The organism is uncultured Shewanella sp., assembly GCF_947495455.1.
Taxonomy (GTDB): Bacteria; Pseudomonadota; Gammaproteobacteria; order Enterobacterales; family Shewanellaceae; genus Shewanella.
Genome location: NZ_CANLZC010000012.1, coordinates 57,572 through 76,166, shown reverse-complemented (window position 1 = coordinate 76,166; position 18,595 = coordinate 57,572). Strand labels below are relative to the sequence as shown.

Genomic DNA, 18,595 nt, shown 5'->3' with positions numbered 1-18,595 from the left:
CCCCGTCAACTTAAACATTTTTATGCCATGGTTGAAAGTTTAATTTTGGAACCCAGACGAACACGAACCTTTCCCCGCACAGTCAAACGAAGACCACAGCGATATGCTAGAAATAAAAAATGCCAATAAGCTTAACTTACTGGCATTAACCTTGAAGGTGGCTTTTTTAGTCAAAATTAATCTATAGGTTTACGGCTTTAAAGTAACTCTGTAGCGCTCTTTTATGTTCGCCAACTTTGCTTTGGGCTGCAGCCAGTGCAGCTAAATTTTCTTTGGTTTCCTTTTTATGACACACTTTTTGCCACCAAATTTTAGCTTGTTGAAAATCATCTTGCTGTTGGTAAAGAGTGGCGATACACATTTGGTAATCAGGATCTTCACTATATCGTGTTTCTAATGCTAATAGCTGTTTAAATGTATCAAGATCGCTTTTGCTCACAAGGTGTGTTAAAGCGTCAAACACGGCTTTTGAAGCGTGTTTTTTTGCCTGTTTGATGAGTAAATCTAATGCTTGAGTTTGCTGTTGATTTTTGAATAAACCCATGGCGTACAAGGCAAGATATTCAGGCTGCTTTCGCTCAGAGCGGCTGAGCCAATGCCAGCATTTTTCTAGCGCTTGTAAATCGGTTTCAGCTGCAGCTGTTAATATTTGAGTATTAATCGTGAGCGTTAATTGTTTTAATGCTTGGTCTGATAGTAACTGTTTTTTCTTGAGGATAGGTAAAATTAGTTTGAGAGCCTGCCAATCTTGTTGTGCTTGGTACAGCTCAATAGCCAAGTTTAAAATAGCAGGTTTACTTTTACTTGTAGGAGCGAGTTTATCCAGCTCGATACGGGCTTGTGTTAATTCACCTTGTTGAAAGAGGTACCTTGCACGTGTGGTCGTGACCGCATTGCGTGCAATAGGATCATTCTCTGCTTTTTTAAGATAGCTATTCCGAGCCTTAATATTGGATTGATGTTGGGCGGCTCTGGCCGCAGCAAGATAATTTAATGTGGGTATTTCACCTTTAGCAGCGCCTTTTAGCATGGCCTTTTCTGCACTTTCCCAATCTTCTTCAGCTAAAGCAAGCGCGCCGAGAAGCGTGTGCTTTCTTGCTGTGTTTTTACGCCAGCGTTCCGGTAAATAGCGGCTGTTAATGACGAGGTTTAGTACAAAAACCAAGGTAAATTCAATCAGTTGCAATAGGCTATAAAATACAACAATAGCAATAATAGCAAAAACGAGACTGGTTTCTATCTGATAATCACTAATGGCAATATAAAGGTACCCGGTATTGCCGACTAAAAAAGGACTAACACAAAGACCAATAAGTATAATGGCAAGATAAATGAGTGCGCGGATCATGATTGAGGCTCCTCACTGAGTAAATTACCATAATTCACGACTTGTGTGAGCAACTTCATTGACTGAAAATGTTTGATTTGTGTCGTTTCAATTTTAAGTGTGAGTAATGCGTCTAACGTAGTGATCGTATCGGCGACTTTGGCATTACTTAAATCAAAATACTGTGTGATCCATTTTTTAGCCAGTGCCAAAGAGCTGCGATAATTAACCTGATCTTGACGGTATAAGGCAAGCTGTGCTTGTAGTAATTTATTTTGAATATTTTCAATTAGATACCACTGCTGATTCGGTGCAAGTAGAGGTGCGGCATCTGTGGTACGCTTGCGAATAAGCACAAAATCATCAATCAATGCATGCCAAGATTTCGCTAAATTCGTTTGCCAATCACTGATGGAGTTTGACATTTTGTCACTATCGATTGGTTTGGGTTTATTCATTTCACTGCGATGCAGTGGGAGTGTGTTGATGTTGTCGATAATATCATCAAGAGTGAGGGCGGTGCCTGATATATCTGCTTCTTTGATTGAAAGGACGGCGGATATATCTTTAGATAAGGCTTTTCGTAAAGGGGTGAGAGAGGGATCCATCATAGATTCAATGCGCTCATCTGCGGCTTTGAGTAAGCTGGCCGCGGTTCTTGGATCTTGCTCTAGCCATAATTTTCGGCCTGCGAGTCTGACTAAATAGAGGGCTTCTTCTGCACGCCAAGTATTGGGACTGCGTTGTGCTATCAGTGCAACTTGCTGTTTTAGATCTGTTTGTGCTTTATTGAATTGGGTCAACTCTTGGTTGAGTGTTTGTTTTAGTTGCCCTTGTGCTATCGATAATTGCTTGATTTTTTCATTGGGTTTGACCAAGGCTGAAGTGAGCTTTTGCTCAAGCAGGCGAGTCGAACTTTGTTGATTTTGCAGTTGTTGATAAAGATAACCGCCTCCCACTGCACCAAGAGCGGTAATGAGCACGAGTAATAAAAGGAGTCCCCATATTTTTCCTGTGTTTGATGGGGGGGGGGTTTTGTGCTCGGTCAATGTGGGCTCTTTTGATTGAGCTTGTTCTGAGGTGATAGGTGAAGATTTGGCCTCTTTGTTTGTTTCTTTGGCAGCAAGCTCGGTTTTTTTATTGTCCATTTAACAATCCTTGAAAGCAATAAAGCAACCAGGTTATTCAGTTGCCATGATAAATACCCAAGTGCGATCACAAGTGACCTTGTTTAACGAAAAAGAAACAGTGAAAGCGTGATGTTAATGCTTCAAACCTATCCTACAAATATCAATTTTAGACATAAGCCGTTTAAAGTCGTCTTGTGCTCTTTAAGTTAATTGGGTACATGTCCATAAAGGACTAAGTTATTAGTGTGCTAATCATTGCATTTGCATTAGCGGCCTTTGCATTAGTGACGTGCACTAGTCCATGTTGAAAGGCAAGTTGTTCAACTCTCGCACTTGGGACTATGATATGACAAGTTTGAAGCCAAGAAAATAACTCATTTGGAACCAATTTAATCAAATTGCTGAGTATTTCGCCACTGGTCACTATGATAGTGTCTATTTTGGCGATTTGCCATTGATTTGTGATTTGATTTGCTTTCAATTCGACAGGAACTCTTTGGTAGACTTCCCAATAGGTTACTTGTGCTTGGCGCTGTTTGAGCGTATCGGCCAGTGTCTCTCGTCCACCTGTGCCTCTGACAATGAGAATGTTTTTATTTTTAATGGATGCGAGTGCGGGTAAGGCGAGAACGCCTTCACTTGTTTGTGGCGCCCCTTTTTTCGGTGCAGTGGCTTGAATACCTAAGGCGAGTAAGGCCTTCTGAGTGGCTTGACCGACGGCAAAATACGGTATGTCGGTTGGCCAAGGTGAGGAATGCAATTGCTTGGCGAATGTCACGGCATTCGTGCTGACAAAAATAATTGCATCGGCGTGAGCGAAGCGATCTTGGCTATTCGATGTGAAAGTGGGAAGGATTTTGATAAGCGGCGTTATCACATAGGGAATACCCTGTTTTTCCAGTGCTACTGCCATAGCGTGGTTTTTTCCCTCAGGGCGAGTCAGTAGCACTTTCATTAATGATTAACCTTAGGTGCGATAAACGGCATCAAGAATATCTTTGGCGCCTTGATTTAGCAGATCCTTAGCCAAGGCAATACCTATGTTTTCTGCTTCACAGACAGGTCCTGAAGCTTCGGAGCGAATAATTAAGCTGCCATCAGGCTTGCCTACTAATCCTCGAAGATACAGCGTCTCGTCTTTTATTTCAGCATAAGCACCAATAGGGACTTGGCAACCCCCTTCAAGATGCGTATTCATCGCCCGCTCAGCGGTGACTCGATAGCGAGTAGCAGTATGCTCAAGGGGGGCGAGTAAGGTCTTGACTCGTTCATCATCGAGGCGACATTCTATGCCTACAGCGCCTTGGCCATTTGCGGGGAGTGAGATGTCGGCTTCAATATAGCTGGCAATGCGTTCAACAAGATTTAAACGCTTTAATCCTGCTGCAGCAAGAATGATAGCATCATATTGACCGGCATCCAGTTTAGCTAAACGTGTGCCGACATTTCCCCGTAAATCTTTGATGACTAAATCTGGGCGAGCGGCTCTTATTTGACATTGACGACGAAGGCTCGAAGTGCCTACTGTAGCGCCTTGAGGCAGGGCATCAATGTTGGCATAAGTATTAGAGACAAAGGCATCTCGGTGATCGTCTCTTTCACAAATGATGGATAACCCTAAGCCTTCAGGAAAATCAACGGGCACATCTTTCATTGAATGTACCGCAATATCCGCTCTGTTTTCTAAAATCGCTACCTCTAACTCTTTGACAAAGAGCCCTTTTCCACCCACTTTGGCTAGCGGGGTATCGAGTAGGATATCACCTTTAGTACTCATAGGAACCAGTTCAACCACCAATCCAGAATGGGCTTTTTCAAGCTCAGCTTTCACAAATTCAGCTTGCCAAAGGGCGAGAGGGCTTTTTCGAGTGGCAATGCGGATCAGGTTTTCAGACATGTCGTTTTCCGTCAAAAATCGTAATGAAGGCAATGCTATCATTGCCAATAATTATGTGTACAGCGTCAGGCGGATAGAATGCGAGACGGGTAAGGTTACAGTGCAAGAATAAAGGTGTGGACTTTATCTGTTGATGAGCAGTTGTATGCCACTTTGACGCAAAATAGAGTCAAGTACAAAAGGCATAAATTCGCCACCATTTCGCTCGTCGATCCATTTTTCATCAACATAGGAAAAATGATATCCTCCAAATTTAGTGGCGACCCAAATTTGATGTAAAGGTTCTTGTTTATTAATGACAATTTGTGAGCGATCGGCAAAGGTTAATTGTAAAACATTACCTGATGCATCAATATCAAGATCTTCATCTTGTTCATCAATAGCATATTCAATGGCGCTGTCGATGGCGTGAAACATTTCGTCGGCTAATTGATGAAATTCTGTATCTGTCATTGCCATGGGAAAGCTATCCTTATTATCGTCGAAAAAGTCATAAAGTAGGTATAATACCAACGAGATTGCATAACTGCACGAGTTTCATTGTTTATATTGCTACTGATATATTGCTATTGAAAAAATCAGTATCTCGCTTTTAGACTGAAATAAGTTTATTAGCGATGCGCACTAAACTCGATTGATAGGGAGCATATGTCAAAGGTAGACTATTTCCCTTTGATGCTTGACTAGCTTGTAACCATCGAGATCCCATAATCGTTTCATGCTAACAAGTTATGTTGTGGTAAGGTTAGGTAAGTGTTGTTAATTGTAACTATATAAGCGGATATTTTAATGTTGAGAAAAATGAAGCTGTTTTTATTATTGGCTCTTGCTAATCTAGTCATTCTAGGTTGCGGGCAAAAAAGTGGTTTATATCGTGCACCTGAGCCAGAGACGACTCAAGCTCAGCAAGATGACACTAGTACTCCATCCCAAGACATAAACACACCCAATGAAGTTAGTCAGTAATCTTGCCATTAGTGACGTTGTGAATAAGGAATAAGCTGTTGGATCATTTTCTTTATAAAGCCGATGAATTGTATGCTGAAGATTGTCAAGTCGAAGCACTGGCACGTCAGTATGGCACCCCACTTTATATTTATTCGCGTGCGACACTAGAAAGGCATTGGCATGCATTTGATCGTGCGGTGGGATCGCATCCTCATCTTATTTGTTATGCAGTCAAAGCGAATTCAAATCTCGCGGTATTAAATGTATTGGCGCGGTTAGGAAGTGGTTTTGATATTGTGTCTGGCGGCGAGTTGGCACGTGTTATTGAAGCGGGGGGCGATCCCGCTAAAGTGGTGTTTTCTGGTGTAGGTAAAACTGTCGCAGAGATGGAGATGGCGTTAAAACTCAATATTCATTGTTTTAATGTTGAGTCTGGTGCTGAGCTGGAACAGTTACAAAGTGTGGCTCAGCGATTAGGAAAAGTCGCCCCCGTGTCACTGCGAGTGAATCCAGATGTTGATGCTAAAACCCATCCTTATATTTCAACGGGACTGAAAGAAAACAAGTTTGGTATAACGATGGAAGAGGCGGAGACGCTTTTTGCTAGGGCTCATACTTTGAGTCATATTCACGTCAAAGGGGTGGATTGCCATATTGGTTCACAGTTGACTGACATTCAACCTTTTTTAGATGCCATGGATAGAATGTTAGCCTTAATTGATCGTTTGGCTGCAAAAGGCATTCATATTGAACATTTTGATGTTGGTGGTGGTTTAGGGGTCACTTATGATGATGAAACGCCGCCACAACCCGATGTGTATGCTGCCGCATTACTTGAGCGCTTAGGCGACAGAGACTTGACCTTGATTTTTGAGCCGGGCCGAGCCATTGCCGCAAATGCAGGGATCTTTGTCACAGAAGTGCTGTATTTAAAACAAAATGGTGATAAGCATTTTGCGCTTGTTGATGGCGCGATGAATGACTTATTGCGTCCAGCTCTTTACAGTGCATGGCAAAATATTATTCCTGTGATTGCTCGTCAAGGTGCTTCACTTAGCTATGATATAGTAGGGCCTGTATGTGAAACGGGTGATTTTTTAGGAAAAGACAGAGAGTTGAATATCACTAAAGGTGATTTTTTAGCCGTTCGTTCGGCTGGTGCTTATGGTTTTACTATGTCATCCAATTATAATACGCGTCCTCGCTCCGCAGAATTAATGGTGGATGGCAGTCAAGCACACCTTATTCGTGAGCGTGAAACCTTGCCGCAATTATGGCAAGGAGAGCAATGCTTACCGTAAATTGAGCATATTTATCTTCATTGAAAACTGTTAAGTTTTAAGGACACCTATCTTGATCCAATTCGCTAAAATGCAAGGACTCGGTAACGATTTTATGGTGGTGGATGGCGTGACACAAAATGTGTTTTTCTCGCCAGATCAAATCAAGCGTCTTGCCGATAGAAACTTCGGGATAGGTTTTGATCAATTGCTCTTGGTTGAGCCACCTTATGATCCGGATCTCGATTTTCACTACCGTATTTTTAACGCAGACGGTGGAGAAGTCGAGCAGTGTGGCAATGGTGCACGTTGCTTTGCCCGTTTTGTTCGTAATAAGGGGTTGACCAATAAGAAAAAAATTAAAGTCAGTACCTCTTCTGGAAAAATAACACTAAAGGTGGAGCATGACGGTCAAGTGACGGTCAATATGGGGGTGCCTGTTTTAGAACCCAATAGAATTCCGTTTACCGCAAAGAAGATGGAAAAAACCTATTTATTGCCGACACCGTTAAAAACCTTTCTTTGTGGCGCAGTGTCTATGGGTAACCCTCATTGTGTGTTAGATGTTGAGGATGTGGCCAGTGAACCCGTTGACGACATCGGCCGTTTGCTCACTCAACATGAACGCTTTCCAAAAGGTGTGAATGTGGGCTTTATGCAAGTGGTGAGTACGGAACATATAAAGTTGAGAGTGTATGAGCGAGGCGCAGCTGAAACCTTGGCTTGTGGAACTGGCGCTTGCGCCGCTGCTGTGGTGGGGCAAATACAAGGTAAATTAGGAACGCGGGTCAAGGTCGACTTACCCGGTGGCACCTTAGTGATAAACTGGGAAGGCGAAGGGAAACCTTTATGGATGACAGGCCCAGCTGTACATGTATTCGATGGACAAATACCACAATGACAGATCTGCAACATAAACAAAATACGCTGCCCTTTGATGAAATTCTGATTCGAGAATATTTACTGGAAAATCCCAGTTTTTTTGCGCGTTTTCCAGAATTGTTGACTAGTATGCGTATTCCTCACCAAGAGCGCGGTACGGTATCACTGGTTGAGCGCCAGCAAAGTGCGTTGCGTGAGCAAGTGAATCAATTAGAAGAAGAAATTACGGCACTCATGACAATGGCGACTCGTAATGAACAAATTTACATGTTCAATAATGCCTTGTCGTTAAAGTTACTTGAATGTGAAGGTATTGGGGATTTAAGGCAAGTTTTATCTCATGAGTTAAAACAGCAATTTAATTTTAGTCATGTGCGCCTGATCTCGGTCCATGAGGTCGACAGTGAGTTAGCGAATATTTGGCAGAAACGCTTAAATCAAGGGTATTATTTTGGTCGCTTAACCCAATCGGAATCCCTGCGTTTATTTGGCTCTGAAGTGGGCTCTGTGGCCTTATCTCGCCTCTCAAAAGCATGTGGCCAAGTTATTTTTGCCATTGCCATATCGGATCCTACACATTTTCAACCGGATATGGATCATTTGCTTCTAGATCAAATCAAGCAGCTCTTAGATCACCTTGTGCCTAAATGCTAATTTTTAAATATTAGTCTTCGAATATTAGTCTCTAAGCGCTAGATTGAAGCATCACTTCTTAAATATTAGTCTCGAAATGTGAGTGTTTCATTAGAAGCACTCTAAGTCTTTCCTATTTTTATAAAATCACTACACTGATTGATAAAGATGTCTTTTGGGAGAAAGTCTGTTGACCTTAGAGCAAAGCCTCAACGATTTTGAACGTTATCTGAAAACCGAGCGTCAATTATCTTTACATACAGTGCGAAACTATTTATATGAAATAAGAAGGTTTGTCGCCATCTTTCCCGATCCTATCGACTGGAATACGGTATCTCATCAAACATTACAGTCGGGTTTGAGTAAGCTTCATCGTCAAGGATTATCGCCACGATCTATTGCTTTAACATTATCGTCGGTAAAGCAGTTCGGTATGTTTTTATTACAAGAAAAGCGAATTGCGGTAAACCCTGCTGCCCATTTGCGTGCGCCTAAGTTGAATAAGCCTTTACCTAAAAATATGGATCTCGATTCCGTGACACATTTGTTGAACATTAAAAGCGATGATCTCTTGTCAGTCAGAGATAGGGCAATATTGGAATTGTTTTATTCTAGTGGGCTGCGTTTAGCTGAGTTAGCCAGTGTTGATATTCCTGATCTTCAATTACAGGATCGGCAAGTGAAAGTGTTAGGGAAAGGGGGGAAAGAGCGAATTATACCCATAGGAGCAATGGCGATGACAGCATTGACTGACTGGTTAGCCTTACGTCAGGGAATCACTTGTAATGATGATGCGGTTTTTGTAACGGCAAAAGGTGGGCGTTTATCCCATCGTAGCATTCAATCTCGGCTCAATAAATGGGGCCAAGAGCAAGGACTTAATATGAAAGTCCATCCCCATAAATTGCGTCACTCCTTTGCCACACACATGTTAGAGTCGAGTCGCGATCTTCGAGCTGTGCAAGAGCTACTTGGCCATGCTAACTTGTCAACAACACAAATCTATACCAGTTTAGATTTTCAACATCTCGCGAAAGTGTATGATGGCGCTCATCCAAGAGCGAAGAAAGTCATGAAAAATAATAAATCTGATAAATAGGAGTCGGTGATGCATGTGTTTATCAAACCACAACCTATTAAGTGTTTAAGTTTCGATCTTGACGATACTTTATATGACAATCGGCCTATTATGCGCCGTGCTGAACAAGCATTATTGGCGTACCTTCATGATAAATTTACTGCCACTGAGCAGTGGCATGCTAATGAAATCATGCGAGTAAAAGCTAAATTACTACAAGATCACCCAGGGCTTGCCCATGATGTGAGTCAGTTGAGAAAAATGGCGATAGCGCAAGGTTTAATCAATGCGGGCTATTCTCAAGGTCAAGCTCAAAAAGGCGCGATTGAGGCATTAGCGTATTTTTTGCATTATCGCAGTGATTTTACCCTATCAAGATCAATGATTGATTTACTGGAAGCGTTAAAACAAAAATACGCGCTCATCGCAATAACCAATGGTAATGTGAATGCCAAGGGCATTGGTCTTGATGGTTTAATTGAGTTCTCAATCGCTCCTGGTAACGGTTTGCGAATGAAACCTTTCGGCGACATGTTTCATTTGGCCTTAAATCGGCTCAACATCGATGCAGAGCATCTTATGCATATCGGTGATAGTAGTCACAGTGATGTACGTGGCGCACGCCAAGCGGGCTGTCAGGCGGCTTGGTTAAGTCCGGCTTTTGGGGATACCAATACACAGGATGGGCTTAATACCACCATCACCACGCTTGAAAACCAGGTCTTAAATAAACAAAGCCATTTATTGCCTCATATTCGTATTTCCCACATAGAGGAGCTCAACGTCTTACTTTGAGTGCTGTATTGGGCTAAATTTTTACAAAAAAGGCCGAGCATTGCTGCTCAGCCTTTTCGAAATACTCGCCTGTTAAAGGCTTAGCTACACAACACTTCGTCACTCAATAAGAGTGGTCGAAGTTTAGTTCATGCCGTATTTTTTTAATTTCTTACGTAGCGTACCACGGTTGATACCAAGCATGTTGGCTGCACGAGTTTGATTACCACGAGTGTGTTGCATGATAATGTCTAAAAGAGGCGCTTCCACTTCGCATAACACCATTTCATAGACTTCTTCGGCTTCCTGCCCGTCCATTTGAGCGAAAAAATTCGTGACAGCACGCTTAACCGCATCACGTAATAATTGTGGCTTAATAGCGCCACTAGCGGTTTCGATTTTACCTACGGTTAGCGGGTGAACTTCTGTGTGAGTTGTCTGATCAAACATTCGTATTCTGCTCTTTAATTATGTGGTACAAATTCATCAAAATAGCGTTCCAACATGGAACATTGTTCTGCAACGGTTTCAAGGCGATTAAACTCGCTTCTGAACGCGCGCTGGGGTTCTTGGTGTAAATACCATCCAACATGTTTTCTGGCGAAACGGATCCCCTTATATTCGCCATACAATGCATATAACTTCTCGAGATGTTCCAGCATCACTTGACGCTTTTCATCCATCTCAATAGCCGCTAAATGCGTACCTGTTGCCAAGTAATGTTGGATTTCTCTAAATATCCAAGGTCTTCCTTGTGCACCTCGGCCTATCATCAGAGCATCAGCCCCTGTGTACTCTAGCACAAACTGTGCTTGCTCAGGGGTGGTGATATCTCCGTTAGCGATAACAGGGATAGAGACCATTTTTTTGATTGCTTTAATTGTGTCGTATTCGGCATGACCTTTATACATGCATTGTCTCGTACGGCCGTGAACGGCCAATGCAGCAATGCCACAATCTTGTGCAATCTGGGCTATTTGAACGCCATTCCTGTGTTCTGGGGCCCATCCCGTTCTAATTTTTAAGGTTACAGGCACATCAACGGCGGCAATAACGGCTTGTAAAATGGTTTTTACTAAGGCCGGATCTTGCAGCAGTGCTGAGCCTGCTAACTTTTTATTCACTTTCTTTGCTGGGCAGCCCATATTGATATCAATGATCTGAGCACCTTGCTCGACATTGATTCTAGCAGCATTTGCCATTAATTCTGGGCAAGCACCTGCAATTTGAATGCTACGGATCCCATCTTCGCCTGCGTGTGCTAGTCGAAGGCGGCTTTTTTCCGTATCCCAAACATCAGGATTGGAAGATACCATCTCCGATACCGCTAGGGCTGCACCATAGCGAAGACAAAGATTTCTAAAAGCTTGATCTGTGACGCCTGCCATTGGGGCAACAATCAGCTGATTTTTCAGTTGATACGGACCAACTTGCATTTATCGACACACCTTGCACATCAAAGGGGCGCTATAGTACGTCTTTTTTGCGTGCTTGAAAAGGTCAATAAATGACCTGAGAGCAACTTTTTTTCTTGACTTTTGTTTAGTTAGAAATAAGTCGAAAATAAATAGCCTATGCCTGTGCTATTTACGTATGCCTGTCAAGCGGCTCCAGTCGTCTTTATAAGCAGGCTCGTCCATAATGAACCACTTTGAATAAAATTCAGACAGTTCAATCGCTTGCTCTTTTAATAAGCCTGATAATGCTAATTGTCCACCGGGGGCAACTTTTTCGGCAATTAAAGGAGCAAGCTCTCTTAATGGGCCCGCGAGAATGTTGGCAACTAAAATATCGGCGAGTAAATCATCAGGTTGCTCGTCGGGTAAATAAAGGGCAAGTTTATTTTCGACCTGATTACGCTCAGCGTTGGCTTTGGATGCTTCAATGGCTTGATAATCAATATCGATGCCACTGACATATTGGGCCCCCAGTTTTAAAGCGGCAACGGCTAAAATACCAGAGCCACAACCAAAATCGATCACTTTTTTATCAGTAAAGTCTAAACTGTCTAACCATTCTAAACATAAGGCGGTAGTGGGGTGAGTGCCAGTGCCAAATGCTAGGCCGGGATCAAGGATCACATTGACAGCATTTGGATCGGGGATTTCTCGCCAGCTGGGACAAATCCAAAGGCGCTCGCCAAAGCGAATAGGGTGAAAATTATCCATCCATTCCCGTTCCCAGTCTTTATCTTCGACTTGCTCAATTTTATAGGACAGGCTTTCACCTAAGAAAGGTAAGGCTTTCAGTCTATCTATCACTGGGGATAAATCATGATCGGCTTCAAACAAGGCGACAATTACCGTATGGGCCCAAAGTGGGGTTTCACCTAAGGTCGGTTCGTAAATCGGCGTGTCTTTACCGTCTTCAAAGGTGATAGAAAGTGAACCTTCTTCCATGAGCTGATCGCTGATGGCATCGGCATGGGCATTGTCGGTATCAAGTCTAAGCTGGATCCAAGGCATGTTAATCTCGTCTCGATAAATAATCGCGCTATTGTAAACGATAGTGAAAGGACTGCAACAAAGGCTTGAGCATTGTTTTGCCAATAGGGGTAAAAAACGGGGTGAAGCGCTATAAAAAAACCGCAATAAATGCGGTTTTTATGACTTATGAATGCCTTAGGTTTTAGCGCGTTTCATCGCGGTAAAGAATTCATCGTTGGTTTTGGTCATCGCAAGCTTATCAATTAAAAACTCCATGGCGCTGACTTCGTCCATTGGATTAAGGATTTTACGTAAAATCCACATTTTTTGCAGCTCTTCAGAGGTAGTGAGTTTCTCTTCACGACGTGTGCCAGAGCGGTTAAAGTCAATGGCAGGGAAAACACGTTTTTCAGCGGCTTTACGAGATAAGTGAAGTTCTTGGTTACCTGTGCCTTTAAACTCTTCATAGATAACTTCATCCATTTTAGAGCCAGTATCGACCAAGGCGGTAGCAATAATGGTCAAACTGCCACCATGTTCAATGTTACGTGCCGCACCGAAGAAGCGTTTAGGGCGATGCAGTGCGTTAGCATCGACACCACCGGTTAGTACTTTGCCTGATGATGGAATAACCGTGTTATAAGCACGGGCTAAACGCGTGATGGAATCCAGTAAAATGACCACATCTTTTTTATGTTCAACTAGGCGTTTGGCTTTTTCAATGACCATTTCAGCGACTTGTACGTGACGGCTGGCTGGCTCATCAAAGGTAGAAGCAATCACTTCACCTTGTACTAAGCGTTTCATCTCGGTCACTTCTTCTGGACGCTCATCGATAAGCAATACCATCAATACCACATCAGGGTTGTTATAACTGATGCTTTGGGCAATATTTTGCAGTAATAATGTTTTACCCGCTTTAGGAGGCGCAACAATCAAACCACGTTGGCCTTTACCTATGGGTGAACATAAATCTAAAATACGGGCGGTAATATCTTCCGTTGAACCATTACCACGCTCCATGCGAATGCGCTCTTCTGCATGCAGTGGGGTTAAGTTTTCAAATAAAATTTTGGTGCGAGAGTTTTCAGGCTTGTCGAAGTTAACCTCTGAGACTTTAAGCAGGGCAAAATAACGTTCACCTTCTTTTGGTGGGCGAATTTTACCAAAGATACTGTCACCGGTACGCATATTGAAACGGCGTATTTGGCTTGGAGAGACATAAATGTCATCAGGTCCCGCTAAGTATGAACCATCTGAACTGCGTAAGAAGCCAAAACCGTCTTGAAGGATCTCTAAAACGCCCCCTCCAAAGATATCTTCGCCGCTTTGTGCATGGGCTTTCAGAATAGAGAAAATAATGTCCTGTTTACGTGCACGGGCCATATTTTCTAACTTCATTTCCTGAGCTAGGGTAACTAAATCTGCAATCGGTTTGTTTTTTAATTCTGATAAATTCATCTTAGATGGGTCTTGTTTGCGTGACGACGCTATTATGGATTAATCTGGTAAGGCAATAAATAGAATATCAATCGAATAGCGAGAAGTGGGTTAGTTAAGAATAGGTCTGGTCATTAAAGTAGCACTAACTTTAATGTACGTCTAGCGGTTTAAGCCCTTTAGGCACAATTTTTACGAAAAATGTGCCGAAAGGAACGATTTATAGGCTATTTAATCGATTGATTTAATAGTTTTTGCCTTTAAATTTGTGCGTCAATAAACTCTTTTAATTGTGTTTTCGACAACGCACCGACTTTAGTCGCAACTAATTCGCCAGCTTTAAATAACAATAAAGTGGGAATACCACGTACACCATATTTAGCGGGAGTGACCGAATTTTGATCAACATTTAATTTAGTTACAGTGACTTTGCCTTCATATTCTTGTGCAATATCGTCAAGAATAGGCGCAATCATTTTGCAAGGACCACACCATTCAGCCCAAAAGTCTACCAATACGGGTAAATCAGACTTAATTACGTCATTTTCAAAGCTGTCATCGCTTAGGTGTACAATCTTGTCACTCATTCTTAATTCTCCGGTTTGGTTGCCATTGCTGGTTTGTTCATGGCTTTACCTGTATATTGGGCCATTAAAATGGCTTTTCAAGTTTAAACTTAACGATTAAATTAAGTTACACTACTGGAAATGAGAAAACGCCCTTAGACAAGCCAGTGATAGACAGGCTATAGTGTGCCTGCGCCAATCATGTTTATCTAGATGATACGTAAAAGTACGTTACGCGTTTTAAACCAGCCCTCAAAGTGATGCACTTTGGTCAAAGTTTGGCGGTCAGTATATCACTGAGCAAACTTTTTCTTAGGATTTCTTTGAGTGTGCACCTATTTTAGTGTGATAAGTATTCTATCTCAACTGATTGAGTTTCTTATTGCAACCTTACAGGTAAGCTTGCGCTATGAGCGAAACACATTTATCAACACAAAAATTTGCCGATTTAACACTACAAACAGAGGTTAAAAAGGCGCTTATTAAGGCTGGCTTTGAGTATTGTACTCCAATACAAGCCTTATCTTTACCCATTTTATTACAGAAAAAAGATATTGCGGGCCAAGCTCAAACAGGAACCGGTAAAACATTGGCCTTTCTAGTGGCGACGTTTAATCACCTATTAACAACGCCTATGCCGAGGGACCGTCAAGTCAATCAGCCACGGGCTATTATCATGGCGCCAACACGTGAGTTGGCGATTCAAATTGCGAAAGATGCCACTCTATTAGCTCAGTCGACAGGACTTAAAGTGGGCATAGTTTATGGCGGAGAAGGGTATGATGCGCAGCGAAAAGTGCTCGATAAAGGCGTTGATATCCTGATTGGTACCACAGGACGTATCATTGATTATGTCCGTCAAGGCGTGGTAAACGTCAGTAATATTCAAGCTGTGGTATTGGATGAAGCCGATCGCATGTTTGATCTTGGTTTTATTAAGGATATCCGTTTTCTATTTAGACGTATGCCGGATGCAAAATCCCGTTTAAATATGCTGTTTTCAGCGACATTGTCAATGAAAGTGCAGGAGCTGGCTTATGATCACATGAATGAGCCAGAAAAAGTCGAAATTGCGCCAAACGAGAAAACCTCTAAAAACATCAAAGAAGAAATTTTTTATCCTTCTATGGATGAAAAAATGCCGCTGCTCTTGTCGTTAATTGAGGAAGATTGGCCTGATAAAGCCATTGTATTTTCAAATACAAAACACGGCTGTGAAAAAGTGTGGTCGTGGCTCGCTGGTGATGGCCATCGTGTTGGTTTGTTAACGGGTGATGTTCCTCAAAAGAAGCGTTTGCGTATTTTAGAGCAATTTACCAAAGGGTGTATCGATATTTTAGTGGCAACCGATGTGGCGGCTCGAGGCTTGCATATTTCTGATGTGTCACATGTATATAATTATGATTTACCTGATGACTGCGAAGATTATGTACACCGTATTGGTCGCACCGGACGAGCAGGGCAAAAAGGGGTTTCGGTGAGTTTTGCTTGTGAAGAATACGCGCTGAATTTACCCGCTATTGAGAGTTACATTCGTCATTCTATTCCGGTCAGTTCTTATGATAGCAGTGCCTTGCTGGATGATATTCCTGCGCCTATTCGCATTCATAGAAAAGCCAGTAGTCATGCTCGAAATCAGCGGGAGCGAACGGTGAATAAGCCCCATGGCGCTCATAATAGCGGCTCACGTCAGCGTCATGATAGAACCCGTAGGCATTCATAATGGCAAAACTTCCCTATGCAGCGATTACGTTAGGTTCTAACAGTTTCAATATGTTAGTTGCGCAAACGGTCAAAGGTAAGCCTGCTATTATTGCAAAGTTTAAACGTAAAGTCAGGCTTGCTGAGGGGATGGATGCGCAAGATAAGTTAAGTGATGAAGCCATGCTGCGAGGCATAGATTGTTTGGCCATGTTCTCACAAGAAATTGAAAAAGCGAGGATAAACCCTAAGCATGTTGCGGTGATTGCGACTGCAACATTAAGAAGGATCAGTAATGTCGAGGCTTTTCGTGCTCAAGCTTTGTCAGTATTGCCTTACCCTATTGATATTATCTCAGGCGAAGAAGAAGCAGAGCTGATTTATCAAGGCATGGTGGCGACAACGCAAGCCGATAGCCAGCAAGATGATGAACGGCGCTTAGTCATTGATATTGGTGGCGCGAGTACCGAATTTATTATTGGTGAAAATCATCATGTGTTGCACAAAACCAGTTTACCTATTGGTTGTGTCACTTTTAATCAGCAGTTTTTTACTCAAAAAAGGGTTAAAGAGGTTGATTTTGAAGCAGTAAAACAACATGTTTCTTCAGTGCTTAACACTGCATGTCAGCCTTTGTTGGCGCTAGGCTGGCAATCAACCTTAGGGGCTTCAGGTAGCGTGCAAGCGGTAATGGAAGTCCTAGAAACTAGAGGGCAGATGCAAGTGATTACTGTGATTGTGCTAAAACAATTACAGCACGAAATTATTGAGCTTGAAGATAGCAGCCTGCTGTCAATAAAGGGACTTAAGAGTGAGCGAGCACCGACTTTTGTGTCTGGAGTGGCTATTTTACTGGCCTTGTTTGAATTGTTATCCATTGAAAAATTGACATTGTCTGGTGGCGCCTTGAGGGAAGGGGTATTAGAGCGCTTAGCGGCTAAAGTCGCTGTGTGATAACACTTTAAAAAGACCTCGTTTTATCGAGGTCTGCTCATTTTTATTACAGGTTTATTCATTCAATATCTTCTCTAAATCTTTTTCTAAGCTGAGTGTCGGTGATTCAATGATACGGCCCAGCTCTTTGCCTGCTTGTTTAATGATAAAAGTGGGAATACGGTTAAAGTCATAATCTTGGCTGAGGTTTTCGGGATCCTGTTTATTGCGGTCAACGCCTAGATAAACCACGTCTATAGTGGGGTAAGCCAAGGCTTCTAAGATCTTTATGAAATGAGCGATCTCTCGGTGACAATCAGGGCACCAAGTACCGATAATGACGACTATCTCTAAAGGTAATGGCTTTTCAAGTAGAGGCAATAAAGTGTTTTTATCAACCTGATAAGTTTCATAAAAGGGCTTGAAATCCTCAAGGCTCTTCAATGTGTCAGCGTCTAATTTTCCTGTTAAAATCATAGTGAGATTTTCCATAGCAAGAGCGATGTCTTTGTAACAGGCATCGCTCTATAGAGAGGAGAGAGGGATTTAAGTGTTATCTTCTTTTAGCCATTGGGCGACTTGTTTAGCAAAGTAAGTCAAGATCCCGTCGGCGCCCGCGCGCTTAAAGCATAATAAAGATTCCATAACAGTGGGCTTTTCAGCGAGCCAGCCATTTTGAATGGCGGCCATGTGCATGGCATATTCGCCACTGACTTGATAGGCAAAAGTGGGGATTGCCAGCTCAGTTTTGACGCGCCTGACTATGTCTAAATAAGGCATGCCTGGTTTGACCATCACCATATCTGCGCCTTCTTGAATATCCAATGCCACTTCATGGAGCGCTTCATCACTATTGGCCGGATCCATTTGGTAGCTGTGTTTATTTCCGCCTTTTAAATGACTGGCAGAGCCGACGGCATCGCGAAAAGGTCCGTAATAATTTGATGAAAACTTAGCGGAATAGGCCATAATTTGTGTGTTAACAAACCCTTCTGCTTCAAGGGCTTTACGAATGGTGCCAATGCGACCATCCATCATATCAGAAGGCGCAACCATATCAGCCCCGGCTTTGGCATGAGATAAGGCTTGTTTGACGAGAATATCTGTGGTGATATCGTTAAGAATATAGCCTGTATCGTCAATAATGCCATCTTGTCCATGGGTGGTAAAAGGATCAAGGGCAACATCTGTCATCACACCTAATTCGGGAAAAGCGGCCTTTAATTCACGTACTGCACGTTGAACCAAGGCATTGTCATTATAGGCTTCTTCTGCCATTAAGCTCTTTTTATCGCTAGGTGTGACAGGAAACAGTGCAATCAGTGGTATACCTAACTCAACGAGCTCAGCCGCTTCTTTAAGTAGTAAATCAATGGATAAACGTTCAATGCCAGGCATTGATTCTACTTTTTCCGTTCGGTTCTCTCCTTCTAAAATAAACATAGGATAAATAAGATCGTTAACGGTTAAGGTATTTTCGGCCATTAGACGGCGGCTAAATGCATGTTTACGCATACGACGCATTCTACGTTGCGGGTAGGCACTGGTCATTAGATTCACAATTCACTCCAAATTTAACC

At 42.5% G+C, this 18,595-nt stretch carries 19 protein-coding genes and 1 pseudogene; 8 read left to right on the top strand and 12 right to left on the bottom strand.

Annotation, left to right across the window (positions count from 1 at the left end; all coding sequences use genetic code 11):
• Positions 1-181: 181 nt before the first annotated feature.
• The 5 genes from Q0791_RS05735 to cyaY all read right to left on the bottom strand — a co-directional run bounded on the left by Q0791_RS05735 (position 182) and on the right by cyaY (position 4,813).
• Complete coding sequence (locus tag Q0791_RS05735; protein WP_299003689.1) at positions 182-1,348, bottom strand: heme biosynthesis HemY N-terminal domain-containing protein; 1,167 nt, start codon at positions 1,346-1,348, stop codon at positions 182-184.
• Positions 1,345-2,475: a uroporphyrinogen-III C-methyltransferase gene (locus tag Q0791_RS05730; protein ID WP_299003688.1), complete on the bottom strand. Its 1,131-nt coding sequence runs from the start codon at positions 2,473-2,475 to the stop codon at positions 1,345-1,347. The genes Q0791_RS05735 and Q0791_RS05730 overlap by 4 nt, the downstream gene beginning before the upstream one ends.
• Positions 2,476-2,689: 214 nt before the next feature.
• A complete protein-coding gene (locus Q0791_RS05725; RefSeq protein ID WP_299003686.1) occupies positions 2,690-3,412 on the bottom strand; it encodes a uroporphyrinogen-III synthase in 723 nt (240 codons plus the stop codon).
• Between the two features lie 12 nt (positions 3,413-3,424).
• Entirely contained in the window at positions 3,425-4,354 is a 930-nt protein-coding gene (gene hemC, locus Q0791_RS05720) for a hydroxymethylbilane synthase (protein ID WP_299003684.1), read from the bottom strand.
• A gap of 123 nt (positions 4,355-4,477) precedes the next feature.
• A complete protein-coding gene (gene cyaY / locus Q0791_RS05715; protein WP_299003682.1) occupies positions 4,478-4,813 on the bottom strand; it encodes an iron donor protein CyaY in 336 nt (111 codons plus the stop codon).
• 342 nt (positions 4,814-5,155) lie between these two features.
• Between cyaY and Q0791_RS05710 the strand changes: the two genes are divergently transcribed.
• From Q0791_RS05710 to Q0791_RS05685, 6 genes are all read left to right on the top strand, one after another.
• Positions 5,156-5,320 carry a hypothetical protein gene (locus Q0791_RS05710; RefSeq protein ID WP_299003680.1) on the top strand — a complete coding sequence of 55 codons (165 nt, stop codon included), beginning with the start codon at positions 5,156-5,158 and terminating at the stop codon, positions 5,318-5,320.
• Between the two features lie 38 nt (positions 5,321-5,358).
• On the top strand, positions 5,359-6,603 hold the full coding sequence (gene lysA / locus Q0791_RS05705; protein WP_299003678.1) for a diaminopimelate decarboxylase: 1,245 nt from the start codon (positions 5,359-5,361) through the stop codon (positions 6,601-6,603).
• Positions 6,604-6,655: 52 nt separating this feature from the next.
• Entirely contained in the window at positions 6,656-7,483 is an 828-nt protein-coding gene (gene dapF / locus Q0791_RS05700; RefSeq protein WP_299003676.1) for a diaminopimelate epimerase, read from the top strand.
• Positions 7,480-8,118, top strand: a complete 639-nt coding sequence (locus Q0791_RS05695; RefSeq protein WP_299003674.1) for a DUF484 family protein — start codon at positions 7,480-7,482, stop codon at positions 8,116-8,118. Before dapF ends, Q0791_RS05695 begins: the two co-directional genes overlap by 4 nt.
• 154 nt (positions 8,119-8,272) lie before the next feature.
• The gene (gene xerC, locus Q0791_RS05690; RefSeq protein ID WP_299003673.1) at positions 8,273-9,196 is read left to right on the top strand and encodes a tyrosine recombinase XerC; all 924 of its coding nucleotides are present in this window, start codon (positions 8,273-8,275) and stop codon (positions 9,194-9,196) included.
• Positions 9,197-9,205: 9 nt separating this feature from the next.
• Positions 9,206-9,970, top strand: coding sequence for an HAD-IA family hydrolase (locus tag Q0791_RS05685; protein WP_299003672.1), 765 nt, complete (start codon positions 9,206-9,208; stop codon positions 9,968-9,970).
• A gap of 123 nt (positions 9,971-10,093) precedes the next feature.
• Here Q0791_RS05685 and fis read toward each other — a convergent pair whose 3' ends face one another.
• The 5 genes and pseudogenes from fis to trxA all read right to left on the bottom strand — a co-directional run.
• Positions 10,094-10,399 (bottom strand): DNA-binding transcriptional regulator Fis, encoded by a 306-nt coding sequence (gene fis / locus Q0791_RS05680; RefSeq protein WP_248941712.1) that lies wholly within the window; start codon positions 10,397-10,399, stop codon positions 10,094-10,096.
• A 14-nt stretch (positions 10,400-10,413) separates the two neighbouring features.
• Positions 10,414-11,385, bottom strand: coding sequence for a tRNA dihydrouridine synthase DusB (gene dusB / locus Q0791_RS05675; protein WP_299003671.1), 972 nt, complete (start codon positions 11,383-11,385; stop codon positions 10,414-10,416).
• A 147-nt stretch (positions 11,386-11,532) separates the two neighbouring features.
• Entirely contained in the window at positions 11,533-12,414 is an 882-nt protein-coding gene (prmA, locus tag Q0791_RS05670; protein WP_299003670.1) for a 50S ribosomal protein L11 methyltransferase, read from the bottom strand.
• A 156-nt stretch (positions 12,415-12,570) separates the two neighbouring features.
• On the bottom strand, positions 12,571-13,836 hold the full coding sequence (gene rho / locus Q0791_RS05665) for a transcription termination factor Rho (RefSeq protein ID WP_299003669.1): 1,266 nt from the start codon (positions 13,834-13,836) through the stop codon (positions 12,571-12,573).
• 239 nt (positions 13,837-14,075) lie between these two features.
• A pseudogene (trxA, locus tag Q0791_RS05660) lies at positions 14,076-14,414 on the bottom strand (thioredoxin TrxA); the annotation flags it as partial.
• 376 nt (positions 14,415-14,790) lie between these two features.
• Between trxA and rhlB the strand changes: the two are divergent.
• Together rhlB and Q0791_RS05650 are read left to right on the top strand one after the other, a co-directional pair.
• Positions 14,791-16,104, top strand: coding sequence for an ATP-dependent RNA helicase RhlB (rhlB, locus tag Q0791_RS05655; protein WP_299003667.1), 1,314 nt, complete (start codon positions 14,791-14,793; stop codon positions 16,102-16,104).
• Complete coding sequence (locus Q0791_RS05650) at positions 16,104-17,036, top strand: exopolyphosphatase (protein ID WP_299003665.1); 933 nt, start codon at positions 16,104-16,106, stop codon at positions 17,034-17,036. The genes rhlB and Q0791_RS05650 overlap by 1 nt, the downstream gene beginning before the upstream one ends.
• A gap of 54 nt (positions 17,037-17,090) precedes the next feature.
• Here Q0791_RS05650 and Q0791_RS05645 read toward each other — a convergent pair whose 3' ends face one another.
• Together Q0791_RS05645 and hemB are read right to left on the bottom strand one after the other, a co-directional pair.
• Positions 17,091-17,492, bottom strand: coding sequence for a thioredoxin family protein (locus tag Q0791_RS05645; RefSeq protein ID WP_299003663.1), 402 nt, complete (start codon positions 17,490-17,492; stop codon positions 17,091-17,093).
• 69 nt (positions 17,493-17,561) lie between these two features.
• Positions 17,562-18,575 (bottom strand): porphobilinogen synthase, encoded by a 1,014-nt coding sequence (gene hemB, locus Q0791_RS05640; RefSeq protein WP_299003661.1) that lies wholly within the window; start codon positions 18,573-18,575, stop codon positions 17,562-17,564.
• Positions 18,576-18,595 lie beyond the last annotated feature (20 nt).